The sequence below is a fragment of the Micromonospora sp. WMMB482 genome, from assembly GCF_019038635.1.
GTDB lineage: Bacteria > Actinomycetota > Actinomycetes > Mycobacteriales > Micromonosporaceae > Micromonospora > Micromonospora marina.
Map to the genome: position 1 here is coordinate 4996144 of NZ_JAHOPD010000020.1, position 22942 is coordinate 5019085.

Below are 22942 nucleotides of genomic sequence, written 5' to 3' on the forward strand. Positions count from 1 at the left end.
GACGGCTGGTCCCAGTCGCTGTTCTACGCCGACCTCGCCGCCGCGTACCGGGCGGCGCTCGGTGACGGGCCACCGCTGTCACCGCTGCCCGCCACGTACGGCGACTACGTGGCCTGGCGCGCCGACCGGTCCCGGCGCCGCGCCGCCGCCGACCTCGACTGGTGGCTCGACCACCTGACCGGGGCACCGGTCGTGCTGCGGCTACCCGGGGGACGGGACCGGCCGGCCGAACAGACCTACACCAGCGCGACGGTGCGCACCCGGCTGGACCGGGCCGCCACTGCCGCGCTCACCGACCTCGCCGCCGGGCTCGGCGCGACCCCGGCGGCCGCCGTGCTCGCCGCGTTCGCGCTGGTGCTGGCCCGGCGCGCCGGCCTGCCCGACCTGGTGGTCGGCACTCCCACAGTCGACCGGCGGGCCGCCGACTTCGAACCGATGGTCGGCTTCTTCATCGAGATCGCGCCGCTGCGGCTGCGCCAGACGCCCGGGGCGGGCTTCGCCGCGCACGTCCGCGCCGCGTGGGAGGAACTGCTCGCCGCGCTCGCCCACCCCGAGGCGCCTGTGGAACGCATCGTCGGCGGCCTCGGCCTGGGCGGTCTGCTCGACCGCAGCCCGCTGGTGCAGGTGCTGTTCAACATGTACACGTTCGACGAGCCCCGGCTGGACCTGGCCGGCCTGGCCGCCGAGCCGGTGCCGGTGCCCGCGCCCGGCTCGCCGTTCGACCTCACGCTCTACGGCATCACCCGGGACGGGCGGCTGCGCGTGGAGATCGTCTTCAACCCGGACGTCTACGGCGAGGCCCTGGTCACCGACGTGCTCGCCGACGTCGAGCGGTTGCTGCGAGCCGGCGCCGCCGACCCGGAGCGGCCGGTGACCGAGCTGCCCGCCTGGACCGCCGTCCCGCTCGGGACGGCCGACGACGTGCCCCGGGCCGCCCGGGTGAACCGGGCCGGAGGCCGCGCCGGGGTGCCCGCCGCCCGCCCGGCCACCGCCACCGAGCGGCGGATCGCCTCGGTCTGGTGCGACGTGCTCGGCGTACCGGAGGTAGCCGCGACTGACAGCTTCTTCGACGTCGGCGGCGGCTCGCTCGCGGTCGCCGTCGTGCAACGGCAGCTCAACCGGCTGCTCGGCACGAACCTGCGGGTCGTGGACCTGTTCCACCACCCGACCGTCCGCGCACTCGCCGCGTACCTGGACAGCGTCAGCGCGCCGGGCGAGGACGCCGAGGACGAGGCGGTGGAACGGGCCGCGCGCCGGGGCGCGCTGCGCCGTCAGCGGGTCCAGCGCCGCCCGGTGGTGGAGGAGGAGCCGCGGTGACGTACCTGGTTCCCCTCGGCGGCACCGGCTGGTCGGTGTGGCGGGACGTGCTGCTGCGCAGCGCCGGGTTCCCCGCCGACGGACTGGACCGGTTCGCCGCGCCGGACTGCGCCGACGCCGCCGACCGGCACCTCACCGGCGACCTGGACGAGGCGGCGTTCACCGCCGCGTACGCCACCGCGACCCGGGCGTCCTCGGCGGCGCTGTGCGGGATCGCGGCCGACCCGCTGTTCCGCGAGGCCGTCGCCTGGCAGAACCCGGAGGCGCTGGTGGCGCTGGACGGGCTGGTCCGCGACGGCCCGGACGCACCCCGCAACGTACGACGCCGGGGCCGGGAGAACGTCGTCGCCGGGTACTGGCAGCGCTACGTCGCCAAGTGCGAGACCATCGGCTTCTTCGGGCCGGTGTGCTGGGGCACCGTGGCACCGGGCGCGCCGGGCGTCACCGCCGTGCCCGGCCCCGGGCTGCTCCGCCGCCGCGCCGTCCACCTCGAACACTGGGCGCTGGCCGCGTACGCCGACCGCCTGGCCGCCGACCCGCAGGTCCGGCAGTGGCTCGCCCCGGTCCGGGCGCCGCACACACACCTGGAGGGCCGGGTCGTGCACCGGCCCGCCCAGCGCCCGGAACCGGTGTCGCTGAGCGAGTCGATCGCGCTGTGCCGGTGCGACGGCACCCGCCCGGCCCGGGACGTCGTCGACGACCTGGTGGCCGACGGGCGGACCGGCGTACGCCGCGCCGAGGAGGGGTTCCTGCTGCTCGCGCAGCTCGTCGATCGAGGGCTGCTGCGCTGGGACTTCGACCTGCCGCAGGGCTTCGCCGCGCAGGACCGTCTGCGGGAGCGGATCCTCGCGATCGGCGACCCGGACTGCCGGGCGCGGGCGCTGGCCGGACTGGACCGGCTGGCCGCCGCCCGCACCCGGGTCGCCGACGCCGCCGGTGACCCGGCCGCGCTCACCGGTGCGCTGTCCGCGCTGGACGCCGAGTTCACCGCGCTCACCGGGCTGCCGCCGCGCCGCCGGGCCGGGCAGAACTACGCCGGGCGGGCGCTGTGCCACGAGGAGACCGCACGCGACGTTGACCTCACAGTCGGCGGCGGACTGCTCGACTCGCTGGCCCCGGCGCTGGACCTGCCGCTGCGGGCGGCGCGCTGGCTCACCGCCGAACTGGCCACGGCGTACGGCGACGCGCTGCGCGACCTGTACGACGACCTCAGCGGCGACGGGCCGGTCCGGCTCGGTGACCTGTGGTTCGTCGCGCAGGGGCCGCTGTTCGGGCCCGGCGACCGGCCGGTGGACCGGGTCGCGGCCGAGTTCGCCGCCCGCTGGGAGCGGGTGCTCGGGCTGGCCGGACTGCCCGCCGGGACGGCCCGTCTGCGGTTCGGCGCGGCCGAGCTGGCGCCCCTGGTGGCCGACCGGTTCCCGGCGACCCGCCCCGGCTGGAGCGCGGGCCGGGTGCACAGCCCCGACCTGCAACTGTTCGCCGAGTCACCGGAGGCACTGGCCGCCGGCGAGTTCGGGGCGGTGCTCGGCGAACTGCACGCCGCGTACGCCACGTTCAACGCCGAGCTGTTCACGCACTGCCACCCCGACCTGGACCGGCTGCGGCGCGCGTACGCGGCCGACCTGGGTCCGGGACGGCTGCGCCCGCTCTACCCGGTCGACTTCCCCCGCGTGGGCGGACGGCTGTCCGCGTCCCTGCACGGGCCGGGCGACCACCGGCTCGCGTTCGCCGACGCGCCCGGCGCGCCGCGGGACCGGCTCGTGCCCGCGAACGCGGCGATCGTGTCCGAGGCGGACGGCGTGCTGGTGGCGACCGGCCCGGACGGCACGCGCTGGCCGCTGGTCGAGGTGTTCTCCGACCTGATCGCGGTGCACGCCGGCGACGCGTTCAAGCTGATGACCGACCGCCCGCACAGCCCCCGGGTGACAGTCGACCGGCTGGTGCTGGCGCGGGAGACGTGGCGCACCACGGTCGGGGCGACCGGCCTGACCGACGCCGCCGACCAGGCGAGGCGCTACCTCGCGGTACGCCGCTGGCGGGCCGCGCTGGGCCTGCCGGAACGGGTCTTCGTCCGCGTGGCCACCGAGCTCAAACCCACCTACGTGGACCTGACCAGCCCGCTCTACGCCAACCGGCTGTGCCTGCTGCTGCGCGCCGCCCGGCGGGCCGGCGGCGACGACGTGGCAGTCACCGTGTCGGAGCTGCTGCCCGCGCTCGCGCAGGCGTGGCTGCCCGACGGAGCGGGCCGCCGCTACGTCAGCGAACTGCGCCTGCACATCAGCGATTCGGCCGAGCCGGAGGTCATGGCGTGACGAACGAGACAGTGGAGCCGATCGCGATCGTCGGGCTCAGCCTGCGCGTACCGGGGGCGGCGTCGGCGGAGGAGTTCTGGCGCAACCTGGTCGTCGGTGCCGAGTCGCTCACCAGGTTCACCCGCGCGGAGCTGCTGGCCCGGGGCGTCACCGCCGAGCAGCTCGACGACCCGGCGTACGTGCCGGTGGCGGCAGTGCTCGACGGCGTGGACCGGTTCGACGCGGAGCTGTTCGGAATGAGCCCGCGCGACGCGGAGCTGACCGACCCGCAGCAGCGGCTGTTCCTGGAACACGCGCACGCCGCGCTCATCGACGCGGGCTGCGACCCGGCCCGCTACGACGGCGAGATCGGCGTGTACGCGGGCGGCAACGCCGACCTGTACCAGTGGCTGAACGTCCGGCGGAACCCGCGGGCGCTCGCGGACGCGGGTGAGCTGCGCGTGTCGCTCGGCAACAAGCCCGACTACCTGGCCAGCACCGTCGCGTTCCGGCTCGGCCTGCGCGGCCCGGCGATGACAGTGCAGACCGCCTGCTCGTCGTCGCTCGTCGCGGTGCACCTGGCCGCCGAGGCGCTGCGCAGCGGCGAGTGCGACACGGCGCTCGCCGGCGGCGTGTGCGTGGAACTGCCGCACGGCGTCGGGTACGTCGCCGACGAGGGCTACACCTCCGCCGACGGGCACTGCCGCCCGTTCGACGCGGACGCCGACGGCACCGTCTACGGCAGCGGCGTCGGCGTGGTCGTGCTCAAGCGGCTCGCCGACGCGCTCGCCGACGGCGACGACATCCGGGCGCTGGTCATCGGCAATGCGGTGAACAACGACGGGTCGGCCAAGGCGAGCTTCACCGCGCCGAGCGTCACCGGTCAGGTGGAGGTGGTCACGCAGGCGCTCGCCGTCGCCGGCGTCGCTCCGCGTTCGGTCGGGTACGTCGAGGCGCACGGCACCGGCACCGTCCTCGGCGATTCGATCGAGCTGGCGGCGCTGAGCACGGCGTACGGGCGGCGCACCGCCGAGCGCGGCTGGTGCGGCGTCGGCTCCACCAAGGCCAACATCGGTCACCTCAGCGCGGCCGGCGGCGTGGTCGGCCTGATCAAGACCGTGCTGTCGATGCGGCACCGGCTCGTCCCGCCCACCGTCAACCACGACCGGCCGCACCCGGACATCGACATCGAGGCGAGCCCGTTCTACGTGGTGTCCACGCTGACCAAGTGGGAGCCGGAGGACCAGCAGCCGCTGCGGGCCGGCGTCAGCTCGCTCGGCCTCGGCGGCACCAACGCGCACCTGGTGCTCCAGGAGGCGCCGCCGCGCGTACCCCCGGAGCCGGATCACGGCGGCGGCGAACTGCTCCAGGTGTCCGCCGCGACGCCCGACGCGCTGGCCGCGGCGTGCGTCCGGCTGGCCGAGCGGCTCACCGGCGCGCCCGATGTGGAGCTGCGCGACGTGGCGTACACGTTGCGGGAGGGCCGGCCGGCCTACCGGCACCGCGCCGCCGTCGTCGCTGTCGACCGGGTCCGGGCGGCGGCGGCGCTCACCGACCCGAAGCGCCGGGCCGCCGGTGACGCCGCGACGCCGCCCCGGGTGGGCCTGCTCATGCCCGGTCAGGGCGCGCAGCATCCCGGCATGGGCGCGCAGCTGGCCGCGACCGAGCCGGTGTTCGCCGCCGCCGTGGACGAGTGCGCCGCGATCCTCGGCTGGGACGCCAGCGAGATGATTTTCGACACCGGGTCCGGCGCGGACGAGCGGCTGGCCGGACCTGCGGTGGCGCAGCCCGCGCTGTTCGCCGTCGAGTACGCGCTGGCGGCGCTGTGGCGGCACTGGGGCGTCACGCCCGCCGCGATGATCGGCCACTCCGTCGGCGAACTGGTCGCCGCGACGGTGGCCGGGGTGTTCGACCTGCCGGACGCGCTGCGGCTCGCCGCCGCCCGGGGACGCCTGGTCCAGGCCGCGCCGGAGGGCCGGATGCTCGCCGTGCAGCGCGGCGCCGACGAGATCGCGCCGCTGCTGCCCGACGGTGTCGCGGTGGCGATCAGCAACGGCCCGCAGACCTGCGTGCTGGGCGGCGCGCCGGAACCGGTCGCCGCCGCCGCCGACCTCCTGCGCGGACGCGGCATCGGCTGCACGCCGCTGCGGTCGCCGTACGCGATGCACGTGCCGCTGCTCGCGGCGGTGCGCGACGAGTTCGCGGCGCTCGTGGCGGCGGTGCCGCGCCGGGCGCCGGACCTGCCGGTGTTCTCGGCCGCGACCGCCGCGCCGTTCACCGGCGAGCAGATCACCGACCCGGCGTACTGGGCCGACCAGCTCTGCCGGCCGGTGCGGTTCGGCGCCACAGTGGCCGCGCTCGCCGCGACCGGTGCCGCCGACGACTGGCTGCTGCTGGAGTGCGGCCCCGGCCGGCAGCTCGCCGGTCTGGCCCGGCTCAGCCTGCCGGCGGGTGCGCGGGCGCCGCTGCGCACGCTGCCCGCGCCGGGGGAGCGGCTGACCGACCGGCAGACCGCTTACGAGGCGGCGGGCCGGCTGTGGGCGGCCGGGGTGCCGGTGCCGGTGCCGCTGCCCGCCTCCGGCACGCCGCGCCGGGTGCCGCTGCCCGGCTACCCGTACCAACGGGCCCGGTACTGGATCGACCCGGAACCGGTGGCCGCGCCCGCCGGACCGGCCACCGACGAGCGGTACGACGACGGCGTGGTCGAGGTGCCGGTCTGGCGTCAACTGCCCGACACCGCGCCCGCGGAGGCACCCGGCCCGCTGCTGCTGTTCGCCGCCGGGGATCGCGGCACGGCGCTCGCGGACCGGCTGCGCGAGCGCGGCGCGGACGTCACGGTGGTCCGCCCCGGACCGGCCTTCGCGGTCCGCCCGGACGGCTACCGGCTGCGCCCGACCAGCGTCGCCGACCACCAGCGCCTGCTCGACGAGTGCGCCGACGACGGCCGGGCCGCCCGGATCGTGCACGCGTGGGCGCTCGACGGCGACCCGGCCGGCCCGGACGTCGACGCCGTGACGGCGGCCCAGGAGCACGGGTACCTCGCGCTGCTGACGCTGCTGGAGGCGCTGCCGGACACCGACGTGGAGCTGGACGTGGTGACCGCCGGCACTGCCGACGTCACCGGCGCCGACCTGCTGCGCCCGGAACACGCCACAGTCGCCGGGGTGGTGCGCTCGGTGCCGCTGGAACGCCCCGGCCTGCGCTGCCACTGGGTCGACGCCGACCCGGCCGAGCCGGGCGCGGACGCGGTGGCGGACGAGCTGCTCGGCGCCGAGCGGGCCGAGGCGGTCGCGCTGCGGCTGGGCGGGCGCCGCTGGACCCGCGGGTTCGCGGCGGCGCCGGTACGCGGGCGTACCGGGCCGGTCGTGCGCGACGGCGGGCGCTACCTGATCACCGGTGGGCTGGGCCGGATCGGCGGGGCGTTCGCCGCCGAACTGGCCCGCCGGGGCGCCCGGTTGGTCCTGGTCGGCCGTACCGCCCGGCCGGACCTGGTCCAGGCACTGGAACGCGCCGGGGCGCAGGTCCGCCACGTGCGCGCCGACGTCACCGACGTGGACGCGCTGCGGGCGGTACGCGCCGGCATCGAGGACGACCTCGGCGGACTCGACGGCATCGTGCACGCCGCGCGGCTGCCCGACACCGGGCTGTCCGCCGGGTCGCGGCCGGCCGAGGCGGCCGCCGAACTGCTGCCGAAGGTCACCGGCACGCTGGCGCTGCGCGCGGTCTTCGGCGACCTGCCGCTGGACTTCGTGCTGCTCAGCTCCTCGGTGACGGCGCTCGCCGGTGGCCTGGGCCGCGCCGACGACACGGCCGCCAACGCGTTCCTCGACGCGTACGCGCGCAGCCCGCACGGATGGCGGGCGCCCGTGGTGTCGGTGGCCTGGGGCGCGTGGCGGGAGGAGGGCGTGCCCGACCACGACGGGCTCTCGCCGGACGCGGCGGTGCGGGCGGCGCTGCGGGTCCTCGCCGAGGGGCGTACCGGCTCGGTGGCGGTCGGCGCCTACACGGTGGAGGCGGTCGCCGGGCACGAGCGGCGGCTCGCCGCGACCACGGCGGCCACCGCCTCGACCGTGACCGCCGCCGACGGCGACCTGACCGCCACCGTCGCCCGGATCTGGCGCGACGTGCTGGGCGTGGCCGAGGTCGGCCCGCACGACGACTTCTTCCGGCTCGGCGGCACCTCGCTGGTGGCCGCGCAGCTGGTGCTGCGGATCCGGCAGGCGGTGGGTGCCCGGCTGTCCATGCGGGTGCTGTTCGACGCGCCCACCGTCGCGGCGATGGCCGCCCGGATCGAGTCGCTGCGCGCCGCGCCACCGGCCGAGGCGCCCATCCCGCGCCTGCGCCGGCCGGGACGGCCGGGATGACCGAGTCGCGCCACGACGTCACGCCGGTGGACGACGTCTACACCGTTCCCGCGTCGTACGCCCAGGAGCGGGTCTGGTTCACCGCCCAGCTCAGCCCCGGGCAGCCGCTGTTCACCATGACCGACGCGGTCACCCTGCCGCCTGGCGCCGGGCCGGAGCAGGCGCTCGCCGCGCTGCGGGCGGTCACCGACCGGCACGAGGCCATGCGCACCACGCTGCGCCTGGACGACGGGCGGCTCTACCAGGACATCCACCCCACGGTCCCGGTGGAGCTGCCGGTCACCGACCTGTCCGCGCTGCCCGAGCCGGAGCGGGACGCCGCCCGCGCCCGGATCGTCGCCGATTACGCAGGTCTCGACCTGCCGATGGACGCCGCCCCGCTGTGGCGGGCCCGGCTGCTGCGCCTCGGGCCGGACACCTGGTGGCTGCTGTTCGCCGGGCACCACGTCATCCTCGACGGCACGTCCCTGCTCCACCTGCGCGCCGAGCTGACCGAGCTGTGCGCCGCCGCCGTCGCGGGCCGCGCGCCGGACCTGCCCGAGCTGCCGATCCAGTACGCCGACTACGCGGCCTGGGAACGCGACCGCCTCGACGGCCCCCGGTGGGACGAGCTGCGCGAGTTCTGGCGGGAGACACTGACCGGCCTGCCCGCGGTGCACGCGCTGACCACCGACCGGCCGCGCCCGGCGGCGCTGACGTTCGACGGCGCCGACATCCGCCGCACGCTGCCCGGCGACGTGACAGCGGCGCTGCCCGAGCTGTCCCAGCAGGCCGCCGCCACCCCGTTCATGGTGCAGCTGGCCGCCTACGTCGCGCTGCTGCACCGGCTGTCCGGAGGCGACGACGTGGTGGTCGGCATGCCGGTGGCCGGCCGCGACCGGGCCGAGCTGGAACCGCTGCTCGGCATGTTCATGAACATGCTGGTGCTGCGCGTCGACGTGTCGGGCGACCCACCGTTCCTGACGCTCGTGCGCCGGGTCCGCCGGGTCGTGCTGGACGCCTGGGACCACCAGGACATGCCGTTCCAGAAGCTCGTCGAGGAGCTGGCGGTACGACGCGACCCGGGCGTGCCGCCGCTGTACCAGCTCACGTTCCACCATCTGCCGACCGGCCGGGGCGAGGCGTTCGGCGGCGCCATGGACGACCTGTCGATGGAGATCGCCGGGGACGAGCTGCGGCTGGAGTACCGCACCGCGTTGTTCGAGCGCGCCGCGATGGAGGCGTTCGCGGACCGCTACCTGCTGCTGTTCGCCGCCGCCGTGGCGGCGCCCCGGGCCCGGGTGAGCGAGCTGCTGATCATGTCGGCAGACGAACACGCCCAGGTCGTGACCGGCTGGAACGCCACCGCCGCCCCGGTGCGCCGGACCACGCTCGCGGAGTTGTTCGACGCCCAGGCCCGCCGCACGCCCGGCGCGGTCGCGCTGGTCGACGGCGACACCCGGATGACGTACGCCGAGTTGTCCGCCGCCGCCGAGCAGGTGGCGTCGCGGCTGGCCGCGCACGGCGTGGGACCGGAGTCGGTCGTCGCGATCCACGAGCCCCGCTCGCACCGCCTGATCGCCGGGCTGCTCGGCATCCACCGGGCCGGCGCGGCGTACCTGCCGCTGGACCCGGACCACCCGCCGCAGCGACTCGCCTTCATGCTCGCCGACGCCGCTGCCGGGGTGCTGCTGGCCGACGAGGTGCCGGACGGGCTCACAGTCCCGGGCACCGTGCTGCCGCTGACCGCGCCGGACCGGCCGCGCACCGCCGGCGGCACTGCCGCCGGACCGGGGAACGCGGCGTACGTGATCTACACGTCGGGCTCCACCGGGCGGCCGAAGGGCGTGGTGAACGAGCACGCCGCGATCGTCAACCGGCTCGACTGGATGCAGGACGCCTTCGCGCTCGGCCCGGACGACGCGGTGCTGCACAAGACGCCGATCGGGTTCGACGTGTCGGTGTGGGAGGTGTTCTGGCCGCTGCTCGTGGGCGCGCGGCTGGTGCTGGCCGCGCCGGGCGGGCACCGCGACCCGGCGTACCTGCGGGAGCTGATCGACCGGGAGCGGATCACCACTGTCCACTTCGTGCCGTCGATGCTCGACGCGTTCCTGTCCACCGCCGGCCCGGCCGACCGCACCCATTGCCGGTCGCTGCGGCGGATCGTGTGCAGCGGTGAGGAACTGGCCGCGGACCTGGCCCGCCGCGCCGTCGCCGCGATCCCGTCCGCCGCGCTGCACAACCTGTACGGACCCACCGAGGCGGCGATCGACGTCACCGCCTGGGCGGCCACACCCGACGCGCTGACCGGCGTGACCCGGGTGCCGATCGGCGGGCCGATCCGCAACGTCCGCACGTACGTGCTCGACGCGGCGATGCGGCCGGTACCGGCCGGCGTGGCCGGGCACCTGCACCTCGGCGGCGTGCAGGTGGCCCGCGGCTACCTGAACCGCCCCGGGCTCACCGCCGGCTCGTTCGTGCCCGACCCGTTCGGCGAGCCCGGCGGGCGGCTGTACGCCACCGGCGACCTGGCCCGCTGGCGTACCGACGGGACGCTGGAGTTCCTCGGCCGCATCGACGACCAGGTGAAACTGCGTGGTCTGCGGATCGAGCTGGGGGAGATCGCCGCGGTGCTGCGCGAACAGCCGGGCGTCGGCTCCGCCGCCGTCGTCGTGCGCGGCGCCACACCCGCCGAGCAGCGCCTCGTGGCGTACCTGACGGGCGAGGCCCCGGACCCGGCGGAACTGCGGTCGGCGCTGAAACGGCGACTGCCGGAATACATGGTGCCGTCGGCGTTCGTGACGCTCGACGCGCTCCCGCTGTCCGCCAACGGCAAACTCGACACCGCCGCGCTGCCCGCACCCCCGTCGGGCGTCGCCCCCGCGCAGCGCCGTCCCCCGGTGACCCCGGTCGAGCAGACTGTCGCCGCCACCTGGCGCGACGTGCTCGGCGTGCCCGAGGTCGGCCTGGACGACGACTTCTTCGAGCTGGGCGGGCACTCGCTGCTGGCGATCCGGATGCTGGCGCTGCTGCGCGAGGCGTACGGGCAGGTCGACGTCGGCGTGATGGACGTGTTCGCGCACCCGACGGTGCAGGGGCTGGCCGCGCTGATCGACGCCCCGGCGGACGGGGACCGGCAGCGTCCGGTGCTGTACGAGCTGACCCGGCCGGTGCCGGCGGACCGGCGGGTGCGCTCGTACGTGTGCGTGCCCTACGGCGGCGGGCTCGCCAGCATCTACCAGCCGCTCGCGGACGCGCTGCCGCCCGGTCACACGCTGTTCTCCGTGGCGATCCCCGGCCACGACGTCGGCGTCCGGGACACCGAGCTGCCCTTCGACGAACTGGTCGAGCGGTGCGTGGCCGAGATCCAGGAACGGGTGGACGGCCCGCTGGTCCTGTACGGCCACTGCGTCGGCGGCGCGCTGCTGACCGGCATCGCCCGGCGGCTGCACGAGCGGGGACGCCCGATCGAGGCGATCTACGCCGGTGGCGTCTTCCCCACCGCCCGGCCGGACAACATGCTCGGTCGGCTCGTCGACTGGGCCGACTCCCGCGGCGCCGACCGGCGGTACGAGACGTTCCTGCGCTCGATCGGCGCGGAGCTGGCCGACCTGGACCAGGCGCAGGTCGACCGGTTCGTCCACCACGTACGCCGGGAGGCCGCCGAGGCGCAGGAGCGGTTCACCGGGTGGCTGGACGGCGAACCGGTCCGGGTGCCCGCACCGGTGATCTCCGTCGTCGGCACCCACGACGTGCTCACCGAGTACTACGAGGAGCGGTACCGCGAGTGGAGCTTCCTCGGCGAGTCCACCGCGCTCGTGGTTCTGGACGAGGCCGGGCACTACTTCGTCAAGCAGCGGGCCGAAGCACTCGCCGAGGTCCTCACCCGCACCCATCCCCGGCTCGCCGAGCCGTCCGCCGCGCCGCTCCGGGGTGACGGCTGGGAGCTGGCCGCCACCAGCACCGATCCGGTCACCGCCGAGACGGGCGTGCAACCGGGCGTACGCCGGTTCCTGGCGATCACCGCCAGCCAGCTCATCTCGTCGACCGGCTCGGCGCTGACCCAGTGGGCGGTGCCGGTCTGGGTCTACCTGGAGACCGGGTCGATGCTGTGGTTCGGCCTGTCCGGGGTGATCGCCTACCTGCCGGCGCTGCTGACGCTGCCGGTCGCGGGCGCGGTCGCGGACCGGTTCGACAGGCGCCGGGTGCTGCTGGCCGCGTGCGCGGCGGCGGTCACCGCGGAGGCGCTGCTGGCGCTGCTGCTGTGGACCGACCGGCTGGGGCTGGCAGCCGTGTACACGCTCGTGTGCGTGCTCGGCGCGGCGTCGGTGTTCCAACGCATCACCTACCTGGCCGCGATCCCGCAGGTGGTGCCGAAACGCTACCTGGGGCACGCCAACGGCATCGCGCAGCTCGCGGTCGGGCTCAGCTCGCTCGCGGTGCCGCTGCTGGCGGCGGGCCTGCTCGCCGCGATCGGCCTGGCCGGAGTCCTGGTCATCGACATCGTCAGCTACGTGGTGGCGATCGGCGTGCTGGCCGCGGTGCGGTTCCCCGACCTGCTCGGCCGACGCCGCAAGGAACCGTTCCTGGCCGAGCTGATCGGCGGCGCGCGGATGGCGTGGGCGGAACCGGGCTTCCGGGCCATGCTCGGCTTCTTCTCGCTCTACAACCTGTGCCTGGCGAGCCTGCTGCTGGTGCCGCCGATGGTGCTCGCGTTCGGCTCGATGGGCCAGGTCGGCACCGTGGCGTTCGCCGAGGCGCTCGGTGCCGTCCTGGGTGGACTCGCCATCGCCGTGTGGGGCGGTCCGACCCGCCGCCGGATGCCCGCGCTGATCGCCATCGCGTTCGGTGTGGCGGTCAGCCTGGTGCTCAGCGGCGTCCGCCCGAGCCTGCTGCTGGTGGCGCTCGGCAGCTTCGGCGTGGGGCTGGGACTGGGCCTGCACAACGGCATCTACCTGTCGATCATCCAGGTGAAGGTGCCGCAGCGGTTCCACGGCCGGGTGCTGGCGATCATCCAGACGCTGACCTGGGCGACGCTGCCGCTGGGCTTCGCCGTGCTGGTGCCGCTGAGCGGGTCGCTGCTGGAACCGATGTTCGCCCCGGGCGGCGCGCTGGCCGGCAGCGTCGGCGCGCTGATCGGCACCGGCCCCGGCCGGGGACTCGGGTTCGCGTTCGTGGTGTCCGGGCTGGCCCTGGCCGTGGTGGCGGTGGGCGCCTACGGCGTGCGCCGGCTGCGCCTGTTCGACACCGAGACGCCCGACGCGCCGGCGGACGCCGCCGAGTGGCTACCGCACCTGCGCCGGGTCGACGATCTGCAGCCGTAGCTCCGAGGCGTACGCCCGGCCGGCCCCGTCGGTCAGCCAGGCGTCGTCCGGGCCGGGCAGCAGCTCGGTGACGGTGAGCCCGACCCCGTCGCCGCCCTTGGTGTGCGCGCCGCGCAGCAGCGTGCACAGCAGCCGGGTGTAGACGCCGCTGGTCAGGTCCACGTAGCTGGGTTTGAGTTCGGTGTCGACCCGGACGAAGACCCGTTCGGGCAGGCCGAGCGCGAGCCGCCACCGCCGTACCGCGAGGTAGCGTTCCCGCTCACCCTTGACCCGGTGCAGGCCGGTATCGCCCACTGTGGTGCGCCACGTCTCGCGGACCAGCACCAGGCCGTCGACCGTGACGCGCGGCGTGCGCCCGGCGTTGCCGGCCAGCTTCCACGTGTCGAACACCTGGTGGTCGAACAGCGGCGCGAACACCTCCAGCAGCGGCCACCGCCGCCCGTCGTCCGCGTGCGCGGTCAGCGTGCCGTCGTCGTCCGGCCGCACGGTCAGGGCGGTGATCGGCACGAGGCGGTCCGGGTCGGCGCCGGGCGCGTCGACGAACCCGAGCTGGGCGTCGGCGGGCCCGTGCAGCCACTCCGCGATCCGGGCGGTGTGCCGGGGCCAGTCCACCGGCGGCAGCAGCCGGACCCGGCCGCCGGGCAGGTCGGCGCGCATCCCGTCGCGCAGCCGTCGCGGGTCCGGATGCCCGTACGCGAAGAAGTGCGTGTCGAACGCGGCCAGCGCCACGTGCAGCTCGCCGAGCACGACCGAGAAGTCCCCGCGCAGCAGCGCCGCCTCGTCCGGGGCGCACACGTGCACGTCCGGGCTGTGGATCCGGGCGGCGGCCCAGCCCGGCGCGTCGGCGGGGAACGCGGCGGCGACCCGCTCGGTCAGCTCCGCGGTGTCGAACCGCAGCTCCCGGGCGTCCGCGTCGGCGTCCGCCAGGCCGAGCACCGTCGCCCACCGGTCCAGGAACTCGGCGGTGACGGCGGCGCCGGGCGGGTCCGCCCCGAACACCACCGCCTGCGCCAGGAACCACAGGTCGGCCAGCGGGACGTCCCCGGTGGCCGACTCCGCCGCCAGGTCGCGGTACAGGGCGGCCAGCGCGTCGGCGTACGCCTGCCCGATCGCCGCGGTCAGCCACCGCGCCGACAGCAGCAGCGGTTCCAGCGGCGCGAGCCGTTGCAGCAGCGCGTCACCGAAGCGGACGTCCAGGTCGCGTACCGTCTCCAGGTGGCAGAGCGTGCGCCCGGCGTACACCTCGCCGGGCTGCTGCCGCGCGTCCCGGCCGGTCAGTTCCACGAACCGCCGGTCCAACGCGGACATCGCCGCGGTCAGCGCGTCCGGGCCGTCGGCGGCGGCCACCGCGTCGCGCAGGTCGCCGATCGTGGCCAGGTCGCCGAGCACCCGCTCGCGGACCGTGCCGTCGCCGATCGCGGCGAGCTGCTCGCGCAACGCGTCCTCGGCGGTGAGGTCGACCGGCAGGTCGAAGCCGACGCGCAGCACGCCGCGCCCGGCCAGGTCGTCGAGCTGCGCGTGCACGTCAGCGGCCCGGCGGAAACCGCCCGCCGGGTCCGCGAGCAGCGCGGCGACCAGGTCGGCCACACGCGGTCCGCGCAGCGCCAGCGCGAGCAGCGCGGCGGTCGCTGCCGGGAGCGTCTGCGGTGGATGGTGCGGGTGCCGCAGCACGCGGTCGCGCAGGCTCAGGTGCGGGGCCAGCCGCACCGGCAGCCAGTCCCGCACGCCGGGCACGCGGGCGAAGGCCACCGCGAGCGCGTCCAGGCCCCACCGCTCCAGGAACACCTTCCGGGTACGCGTCAGCGCCGAGCCGGGACGCACCGTCGCGACCGGTCCGGGGCCGCCCAGCTCGGTCCAGCAGATCGGGCCGAAGAAGCCCACCGTGTCGTTCTTCAGGCAGTACCGCTGCCAGTACTTCGCGACGACCTCCTCCCGGTGTCGCCGGCGCAGGTTGCGCGGGGCGTGCGGGCCGTCGCGCCGGATCGCGTCGACGGCGACCAGGACCGCCGGGTTCTGCCAGGTCAGCGCCGTACGGAACGCGTCGTCGCAGGCGATGTCGTAGACCGTCTGCCCGAGATCGGCAGCGGCGGCGTCGAACGCGGCGGCGAACTCCGCCGCGTCCCCGTCCCCGCGCAGGTGCCGGTCGGCCGCCTCCGCGAGCGCCGGAGCGGCGAACCGGCTCATCCCGCCGGCCGGAAAACCGGCCGACCGGAGCAACGCGGAACGCCATACGTGCCAAGGGGTTCCGGGCAGGGACGTGAGATGCTCTCGGGGCATGGGGGAATGGTAAGCAGCGGCGGATCTGCGGCGGGACGGTCGAGCATGAGCTTCGGGCTGGTGTCCTTCGGTGAGGCGCTCGGCGACCCGGCGCCCGTCGCCGACGTGGTGGCGCAGTACACCGACGACGTCAACCGCGTCCTCGGCTACGGCTACCGGCGGGTGCACCGCGCCCCGCCGGACGTCGGCCTGACCGACCTCGCCGAGCGGGCCGCCCGCCGGGCCCTGGACGCCGCGGCGCTGCCCGCCGCGCAGGTGGACCTGCTGGTGCTCGCCGTCACCGACCTCACCGAACACCTCTACTGGGACGCCGCCGCCGACCTGGCGCACCGGCTCGGCGCGGCCGGCGCGGAAGCGGTGCTGCTCACCCAGGCGTGCACCACCGGTGTGCTCAGCCTCGACACCGTCGCCGGGAAGTTCGCCACCCATCCCGGGTACGCCACAGCGCTCGTGGTGGCCGCGAACCGGACCTGCGAGACGTACTGGAACCGGATGGACACCCAGCCGATGGTGTTCTCCGACGGCGCGGTGGCCACAGTGGCCCGGCGCGGCCATCCCCGGCTGCGCTGGCAGGCCACGGAGGCGGCCACCGACGGCCGCTACGCCGGGTTCTACCGGCTCGACGGCGGCGGCGCGGCGGCGCCGTTCGCACCCGGCGCCGAGCCGCCCGCCGCCCGCGACGTGTGGCACGTGATGGAGTTCTTCGACTACGACCCCGAGCAGTTCGCGCAGTACGCCCGCCACCTCGACGAGCGGATGGTGCGGGTCACCGAACGCGCCTGCGAGCGGGCCGGGGTCACCGTCGCCGACCTGGCCCGGCTGATCCTGGTCGCCGACAACGAACGCGCCATGACGTCGCTCGCCGAGGCCCACAAGGTGCCGCCGGAGCGGACCAACCGGGAGCTGGCGGCCGAGTACGGGCATCTCGGCGCGGCGGACCAGCTGTTCGGACTGAGCCGCCTGCTCGACGCCGGTGAGCTGCACGACGGCGACCGGGTCGCGTTGATCTCGTTGGGCCGGGGCGCGCACTGGGCCTGTACGATCATCGAGGTATGAGTATGTCCAGTCGGCTGGTGCGGCTCGTCGCCGACGTGCTGGAACTGCCGGTCGACCAGGTCGACGCGCAGACCGGCCCCGCGACCACCGCCGCGTGGGTGAGCCTGCGTCACCTGCAGATCGTCGCGGCCGTCGAGGACACGTACCGGATCTCGCTGACGCCCCGCGAGATCCGGACCGTGCGGTCGGTGGCCGACCTGCGCGCACTGCTCGCCCAGCGGGGCGTGCCGGAGTGACCGCCGTGCCGGCACCGCTCGACGACGCCGACCTCGACGCGGGGCTGCTCATCCGCCGCTTCGAGGAGCACCTGCTGCGCCTGTACGCCGACGGTCACCTCGCCGGCACCACGCACACCTGCCTCGGCCAGGAGTACGTCCCGGTCGCGCTGGCCCCGCTGCTGACCGGCGACTTCGTGTTCAGCAACCACCGTGGACACGGGCACTACCTGGCGCACTGCGGCGACCCGGAGGGCCTGCTGGCGGAACTGCTGGGCCGCGACGGCGGGGTGTGCCGCGGGTACGGCGGCAGCCAGCACCTGCGCCGGGACCGGTTCCTGTCCACCGGCGTGCAGGGGGAGAGCCTGCCCGCCGCGGTCGGCGTGGGGCTGCACCTCAACCGCACCGGGCAGGACGCGATCGTGGTGGCGTACATCGGTGACGGCACCTGGGGCGAGGGCGCCGTCTACGAGGCGCTGAACATGGCGGCGCTGTGGCGGGTGCCGCTGCTCGTCGTGGTCGAGCACAACCGGATCGCCCAGTCCACCCCGACCACCGCGCAGCTCGCCGGCACCATCGCCGGCCGGGTCGCCGGATTCGGGATCACCGTCAGCGAGTCCGGCTCGCTGGACCTGACCGAGGTACGCGCCGCCGCCGCGCCGCACGTCGAGCGGGTCCGCGCCACCCGGACGCCGCACGTGCTGGTGCAGCACACGGTCCGGCTCGGACCGCACAGCAAGGGCGACGACACCCGCCCCGCAGACGAACTCGACCGGCTGCGCCGCCTCGACTGGCTCCAGCGGTACGCCGAGGCGTACCCGGAGCGGTTCGCGGCCGCCGACGCGCGGGCCCGGCAGCGGGTCGCGGAGGTCTCGGCCGAGGTGCTGGCCCGGCCGCTCGCGCGCGGAGCGGCGGCGTGACGCGCGCGGAACGGGTGAGCCGTAACCTCAACCGGGCCCTGCACGCGCTGTTCGCCGCCGACGAGCGGGCCTGGCTGCTGGGCGAGGACGTCGCCGACCCGTACGGCGGTGCGTTCAAGGTGACCCAGGGGCTCTCCACCGCCTACCCGGACCGGGTGCTGTCGACGCCGCTGAGCGAGAACGGCATCACCGGCGTGGCGGGTGGCCTGGCGCTGTGCGGCGACACGGTGATCGTCGAGATCATGTTCGGGGACTTCGCCGGTCTCGCGTTCGACCCGATCCTCAACCTGATCACCAAGTCCGTCGCCATGTACGGCGAGCGCACCCCGATGCGGGTGGTGATCCGCTGCCCGGTCGGCGGCGGGCGCGGCTACGGCGCGACGCACAGCCAGAGCCCGCAGAAGCACTTCATCGGCATCCCGCACCTCGCGCTCTACGAGCTGTCCCCGCTGCACGACGCGGCCGACGTGCTGGCCGCCGCGCTGCGCCGCGACGAACCGGCCATGCTGTTCGAGGACAAGATCCTCTACACCCGGCGGCGGTACGTCGACGGCCGCGTCGACGACCGGCTCGCCTTCGAGCTGCGCGGCGCGGACGGCAACTGGGCCCGCGTCCACGACCCGGACGCCACCGGCGCCCCGACGCTCGTCATCGCGCCGGGCGGGGTCGCCGACCGGGCGATCGCCGCCGCCACGCGGGCCGCCGAGCGGGGGCGTACGGTCGAGGTGCTGGTCCCGGCGCGGCTCTACCCGGTGGACGTGGACGGCCTGCGTGGCCTGCTCGGCGGCGCCGACCGCGTGATCGTCGCCGAGGAGAGCACCGCGGGCGGCACGTGGGGGAGCGAGGTCGCGGCCCGCCTGCACGCCGAGGCGTGGCCGCTGCTGCGCGGCCCGGTCGAGCTGGTCAGCTCCGCCGACCGGGTCATCCCGTCCGCGCCGCACCTGGAACAAGCGATGCTGCTCGGCGCGGAGGCGATCCTGGACCGGATCATGCGCCTGCCCGCCGCGGTTCCGGTACCGCGCACCGATCACTCACCTGCCGGTCCGCCGCCGCCCGCCGCCCCGACCTCGGCGGCGCCGTCGGGCGTCCCGGTGGACGTGCCCCGGCTCAACCCCAACGACGACGGTTACGTGCTGCTGGAATGGCTGGTCGCGGACGGCGCGACGGTCGAGGTCGGCGAGCCGATCGCGGCGGTCGAGACGTCCAAGGCGATCGAGGAGCTGGCCGCCACGCAGGCCGGCGTGCTGCGCCAGGAGCTGACCGCCGGCGCCGACTGCGCCCCGGGCGCGCCCATCGGCCGGATCCTGCCCGCGTCGGCCGTGCCCGATCCGGTGCCGCCGCCGAACGGGACCGCCGCGGTACTGCCGCCACCGGACCCCGCCCCGGTCCGCTCCGGTCCGGGCTCGCCCTCTGCGGCGTACCCGGAGCCGGCGGAGGCGGTGGGGACGCGGGCGGTGCCGCCGGGACGGCCGCTGCCACCGGCGCAACGCCGCATCGCGGACGTGGTGGCGACGTCGCACCGGGAGATCCCGGTGGCCTTCACCGCCGTGCGCGTCGACGTGACTGCCGCGCTCGCGTACGCCCGGCGCGCCGCCGACGAGACCGGCGCCGCGGTCGGCCTGACCGAGGTGGTCATCGCCGCCGTGGCCGCGCTGCACGAGCGGTTCCCCGGTCTCTACGCGCGGCTCACCGACGACGGCTGGATCCTCGACGCGCAAGCGCCGTCGATCGGGCTCACCGTCGACGCCGGCACCGGGCTGTTCCTGCCGGTGATCCGCGACGCGGCCGGGCTGGACCTCGGCGACCTCGCCGACGCCGTGGTCGCGCTGCGGATGAAGGCGCTGCGCGGGCGGCTGCGCGAGGAGGACATGACCGGCATGAACGTCCTGGTCGCGCTCAACGACACACCCGGCGTCACGGTGGCCCGGCCGATCATCCCGCCCGGCGTCACCTGCGCCCTGTCGCTGCCGGACGTGCACCGCGAGGTCGTGCTCGACGGCGACGGCGGGGTACGCGAGCGCACGGTGGCGGACCTGGGCCTCGCCTACGACCACCGGCTGGTCAACGGGGCGCAGGCCGGGGCGTACCTGGCCGCGCTCGGCGACGCGCTGCAACGGTGAGGGGCGGCCCCGGGCTGCGTGACCTGCGTTACCTCTCGCCCGGACGGGAATGTGATCACCGGAGACGCATTTGACTCACTGTGTGAGTGCCGCACCCTCTCGCGCCCGGCCGCACGCCGACCGGGACGAGACGACCCAGACGACCGATGCCACCCCGACGTCCACCCCGGGCGACCTGATGAGCCGAGGACAGCGGCTCAAGCTCGTGCTGGTCCTCGGCTCGCTGATCGCGGTGGGGCCGCTGACCATCGACATGTACCTGCCCGCGCTGCCCGCGATCGTCACCGACTTCGCGACCACGTCGGCGGCGGTCCAGCTGACGCTCACCGGCACGCTCGCCGGACTCGCCATCGGGCAGTTGCTGATCGGGCCGCTGTCGGACGCGGTCGGGCGGCGCCGCCCGCTGATCGCCGGTCTCCTGCTGCACATCGTGGCCTCGGCGCTGTGCGTGATCGCCCCGAACGTCGCCGTCCTGGGCGTCCTGCGCGTCGTGCAGGGCCTCGGCGTCGCCGCGACCGCTGTGGTGGCGATGGCGGTGGTACGTGACCTGTTCACCGGGTCGGCGTTCGCCACGATGCTGTCCCGGCTGCTACTGGTGATGGGCGCGGCGCCGGTCCTCGCCCCGACGCTGGGCGGCGGCGTGCTGCGGTGGACCGACTGGCGTGGTGTCTTCGTGGTCCTGGCCGTCTTCGGGGTGCTGCTCGTCGCGCTGGCCGCGCTCGCGCTGCCCGAGACGCTGCCGCCCGCGCGCCGCCAGCGCGGCGGGGTCGTGGCGACAGTGATGAACTACGGCGGGTTGCTCCGGGACCGGGTCTTCGTCGGCCTGGTCCTGGTGGCCGGGCTCGCCATGGCCGCGCTGTTCGCGTACGTCGCGGGGTCGTCGTTCGTCCTCCAGGACACCTACGGGCTCGACGAGCAGGAGTTCGCCCTGGCGTTCGGCGCGGGCGCGGTGGGCCTGATCGGCGCCACCCAGTACAACGTGCGGCTGCTGCGCCGCTACCCGTCGCAGTGGATCCTGGTGACGTCGCTGGTGGCGGGCACGGTGGCCGGACTCGCCCTGGTGGTGTTCGCCGCGACCGGCGTCGGCGGGCTGCCCGCGCTGCTGGTGTCGCTGTGGCTGGTGCTGGCGGCGGCGGGCCTGGCCATGCCGAACGCGCCGGCGCTGGCGCTGTCCCGCCACGGCGAGGCGGCCGGCACCGCGTCCGCGCTGCTCGGCGCGGTGCAGTTCGGTGTGGGCGCGATCGCCGCGCCGCTGGTGGGTGTGCTCGGCACCGGCGCGGTGGCGATGGCCCTGGTGGTGGCCGGCGGGATGGTGGCGGCCCTGCTGGTGGTGCTCGTCGTGGTGCGGCCGTCCCAGCTCGCCGGTCTGGAGACGGCGCCCGCCGTCGCTGTCGCGCACTGACCCGGCCGCCCGGATCGCGCCGGGTGCTCGGGGTGCCTACGCTGCTGCCATGACCCCGGCCCGCATCCTGGTCGAGGGCGTCCACGGCTCCGGCAAGTCGACGCTCGCCGCGCATCTGGCGCAGCGCTTCGGCCTGCCCTGGCATCCGGTCGACGACCTGCTGTGGGAGCCTGGGTGGGTCGAGGTGCCGGTGGCCGAGCAGCGACGCCGGATCGAAGCGATCTGCCGGCACGACAGGTGGATCGTCGACGGCGCGTACCACGGCTGGCGGGACGTGGTCCTCGGCCGCGCCGACCTGGTGATCGGCCTGGACTATCCGCGCGGTGTCTCGTTCCGGCGGCTGCTGCGGCGTACGCTGCGGCGCCTGGCCGGCGGGGAGCTGATCTGCAACGGCAACCGGGAGACGCTGGGCAGCGTGCTGTCCCGCGACTCGATCCTGGTGTGGCACGTGACCGGGTTCGGCCCGGCGCGGCGGCGGATGCGGGCCTGGGCGGCCGACCCGGCCGGGCCGCCGGTGCTGCTGTTCGACGACCCGGCCGCTCTCGACGACTGGCTGGCGCGCGGAGCGCCGGTGCCACCGCGTGCCGGGCCGGACCGGGGCCTGCGGCCGCTGCCGTGACTACATCGGGAAGCGGCCCCGGCGCCACTGCCAGTGCCGGCCCGCCCGCATGTGGTCGATCACCGCGCGCTGGAGCACGGTGCGGCGCGGCAGCCGGTCCAGCGGCGTGCTCAGGCTGCGGAACACGAACCGCAGCACCTCCACGTCGCCGTCCGGCGTGTCCTGCTCCTGGTGGGGCTCCAGCGTGAACCGCCGCTGGAACCGGACGATGTTGGAGTCCTCCGGCAGGTATTCGCGCAGCTGCGGGTCCAGCAACCAGGAGCCGCAGGAGAACACGGTGTAGCGCTCGCCGGGGAAGTGACGCGGGAAGAACGCGCGGGCCCGCGAGAGCGACGCGTCGACGGCCTCCGGGGTCAGCGGTCCCGCGTCCGGGATGTGCAGGTCGATCGCGCCGCTGTCGCCGCGCTGGTGCTGGAGCCGGCCCAGCTCGTAGAGGCCGCCGCGCACGTGCAGCGTCAGCCAGCTCTGCATGACCGGCCAGCCCTCGCCGTTCATCCGCCGGTCGACAGCGAGGTTGTTGCCCAGGTCGGCGAGCGTCGCCCAGGACACGTCGTCGGGGACGCCGTGGTCGCGGTGGTAGGCCCGGACGGTGTCGACCAGTGCGAGGTACGCGTAGACGTAGAGATGCCGCCAGGCCGGTCCCCGGTCGCGGGGCAGCGCCGGGCCCGGTGTCAGCCAGGCGTGGCCGCCGAGGTCGGCGCGGACCAGGGCGGTCGAGCGGTCGAGCAGCCAGCGCAGCTCGGGAGTCCACAGTGGGGATCCGGGCTCCGGCCAGGCCGCCAGGATCTCGGCGGCGTCGTCGGGGCGGACCGCGAGCCGGTCCAGCAGGGCGGGCGCGTCCGCCCGGGCGGGCAGCGGCGCGGCGGGCCGGTCACCGGCGAGCCGGCGCACCCGGTCGATCTCCTCGGCGGGCACGCCGAGCCGGCCGGCGACGTCGTCGACATCCATGGCGGCGACGCTACCGGCCGGCGCCTGCTCGGACAGCCCCGTGCGCGGTGGTCGGCGCCGCTGCCGACACGGCCCACCGCACCAGCCTGGGCGGCGGGTCCGGCCGGTCG

The 22942-nt window shown here is 75.8% G+C and carries 12 protein-coding genes (1 of these 12 cut by a window edge); 10 read left to right on the forward strand and 2 right to left on the reverse strand.

Annotated elements, in window-relative coordinates; all coding sequences use genetic code 11:
- The 4 genes in view from KSK32_RS24600 to KSK32_RS24615 are tightly spaced (each overlapping or abutting the next) and all read left to right on the forward strand, a layout consistent with a single transcriptional unit that may run on beyond the window.
- Window positions 1-1317: the 3' portion of a non-ribosomal peptide synthetase gene (locus KSK32_RS24600; protein ID WP_216933329.1), read on the forward strand. It extends 2157 nt beyond the left edge of the window; the window shows 1317 of its 3474 coding nt (coding positions 2158-3474); its start codon lies beyond the left edge, outside the window; it ends in the stop codon at window positions 1315-1317.
- Window positions 1314-3629: a lantibiotic dehydratase gene (locus KSK32_RS24605; RefSeq protein WP_216933330.1), complete on the forward strand. Its 2316-nt coding sequence runs from the start codon at window positions 1314-1316 to the stop codon at window positions 3627-3629. Before KSK32_RS24600 ends, KSK32_RS24605 begins: the two co-directional genes overlap by 4 nt.
- Window positions 3626-7972, forward strand: coding sequence for an SDR family NAD(P)-dependent oxidoreductase (locus KSK32_RS34635; protein ID WP_289256386.1), 4347 nt, complete (start codon window positions 3626-3628; stop codon window positions 7970-7972). The genes KSK32_RS24605 and KSK32_RS34635 overlap by 4 nt, the downstream gene beginning before the upstream one ends.
- Window positions 7969-13275: a non-ribosomal peptide synthetase/MFS transporter gene (locus tag KSK32_RS24615; RefSeq protein WP_216933331.1), complete on the forward strand. Its 5307-nt coding sequence runs from the start codon at window positions 7969-7971 to the stop codon at window positions 13273-13275. The genes KSK32_RS34635 and KSK32_RS24615 overlap by 4 nt, the downstream gene beginning before the upstream one ends.
- Here KSK32_RS24615 and KSK32_RS24620 read toward each other — a convergent pair.
- Window positions 13237-15552, reverse strand: coding sequence for a lantibiotic dehydratase (locus tag KSK32_RS24620; RefSeq protein ID WP_216933332.1), 2316 nt, complete (start codon window positions 15550-15552; stop codon window positions 13237-13239). The two genes, KSK32_RS24615 and KSK32_RS24620, sit on opposite strands and share 39 nt — an antisense overlap.
- 45 nt (window positions 15553-15597) lie before the next feature.
- Here KSK32_RS24620 and KSK32_RS24625 point away from each other — a divergent pair, with 45 nt between their 5' ends.
- The 6 genes from KSK32_RS24625 (at window position 15598) to KSK32_RS24650 (ending at window position 21884) form a co-directional block, all read left to right on the forward strand.
- A complete protein-coding gene (locus tag KSK32_RS24625) occupies window positions 15598-16608 on the forward strand; it encodes a 3-oxoacyl-[acyl-carrier-protein] synthase III C-terminal domain-containing protein (RefSeq protein ID WP_216933333.1) in 1011 nt (336 codons plus the stop codon).
- Window positions 16605-16844, forward strand: a complete 240-nt coding sequence (locus KSK32_RS24630; protein WP_254187179.1) for an acyl carrier protein — start codon at window positions 16605-16607, stop codon at window positions 16842-16844. Before KSK32_RS24625 ends, KSK32_RS24630 begins: the two co-directional genes overlap by 4 nt.
- Window positions 16841-17743 carry a thiamine pyrophosphate-dependent dehydrogenase E1 component subunit alpha gene (locus tag KSK32_RS24635; protein WP_216933334.1) on the forward strand — a complete coding sequence of 301 codons (903 nt, stop codon included), beginning with the start codon at window positions 16841-16843 and terminating at the stop codon, window positions 17741-17743. Before KSK32_RS24630 ends, KSK32_RS24635 begins: the two co-directional genes overlap by 4 nt.
- The gene (locus KSK32_RS24640) at window positions 17740-19863 is read left to right on the forward strand and encodes a 2-oxo acid dehydrogenase subunit E2 (protein WP_216933335.1); all 2124 of its coding nucleotides are present in this window, start codon (window positions 17740-17742) and stop codon (window positions 19861-19863) included. Before KSK32_RS24635 ends, KSK32_RS24640 begins: the two co-directional genes overlap by 4 nt.
- Window positions 19864-20041: 178 nt before the next feature.
- A complete protein-coding gene (locus KSK32_RS24645) occupies window positions 20042-21265 on the forward strand; it encodes a multidrug effflux MFS transporter (protein ID WP_216936346.1) in 1224 nt (407 codons plus the stop codon).
- 49 nt (window positions 21266-21314) lie between these two features.
- On the forward strand, window positions 21315-21884 hold the full coding sequence (locus tag KSK32_RS24650; protein WP_216933336.1) for an adenylate kinase: 570 nt from the start codon (window positions 21315-21317) through the stop codon (window positions 21882-21884).
- Here KSK32_RS24650 and KSK32_RS24655 read toward each other — a convergent pair whose 3' ends face one another.
- Window positions 21885-22832 (reverse strand): acyltransferase domain-containing protein, encoded by a 948-nt coding sequence (locus KSK32_RS24655; protein WP_216933337.1) that lies wholly within the window; start codon window positions 22830-22832, stop codon window positions 21885-21887. It lies immediately after the preceding gene.
- Window positions 22833-22942: the final 110 nt, after the last annotated feature.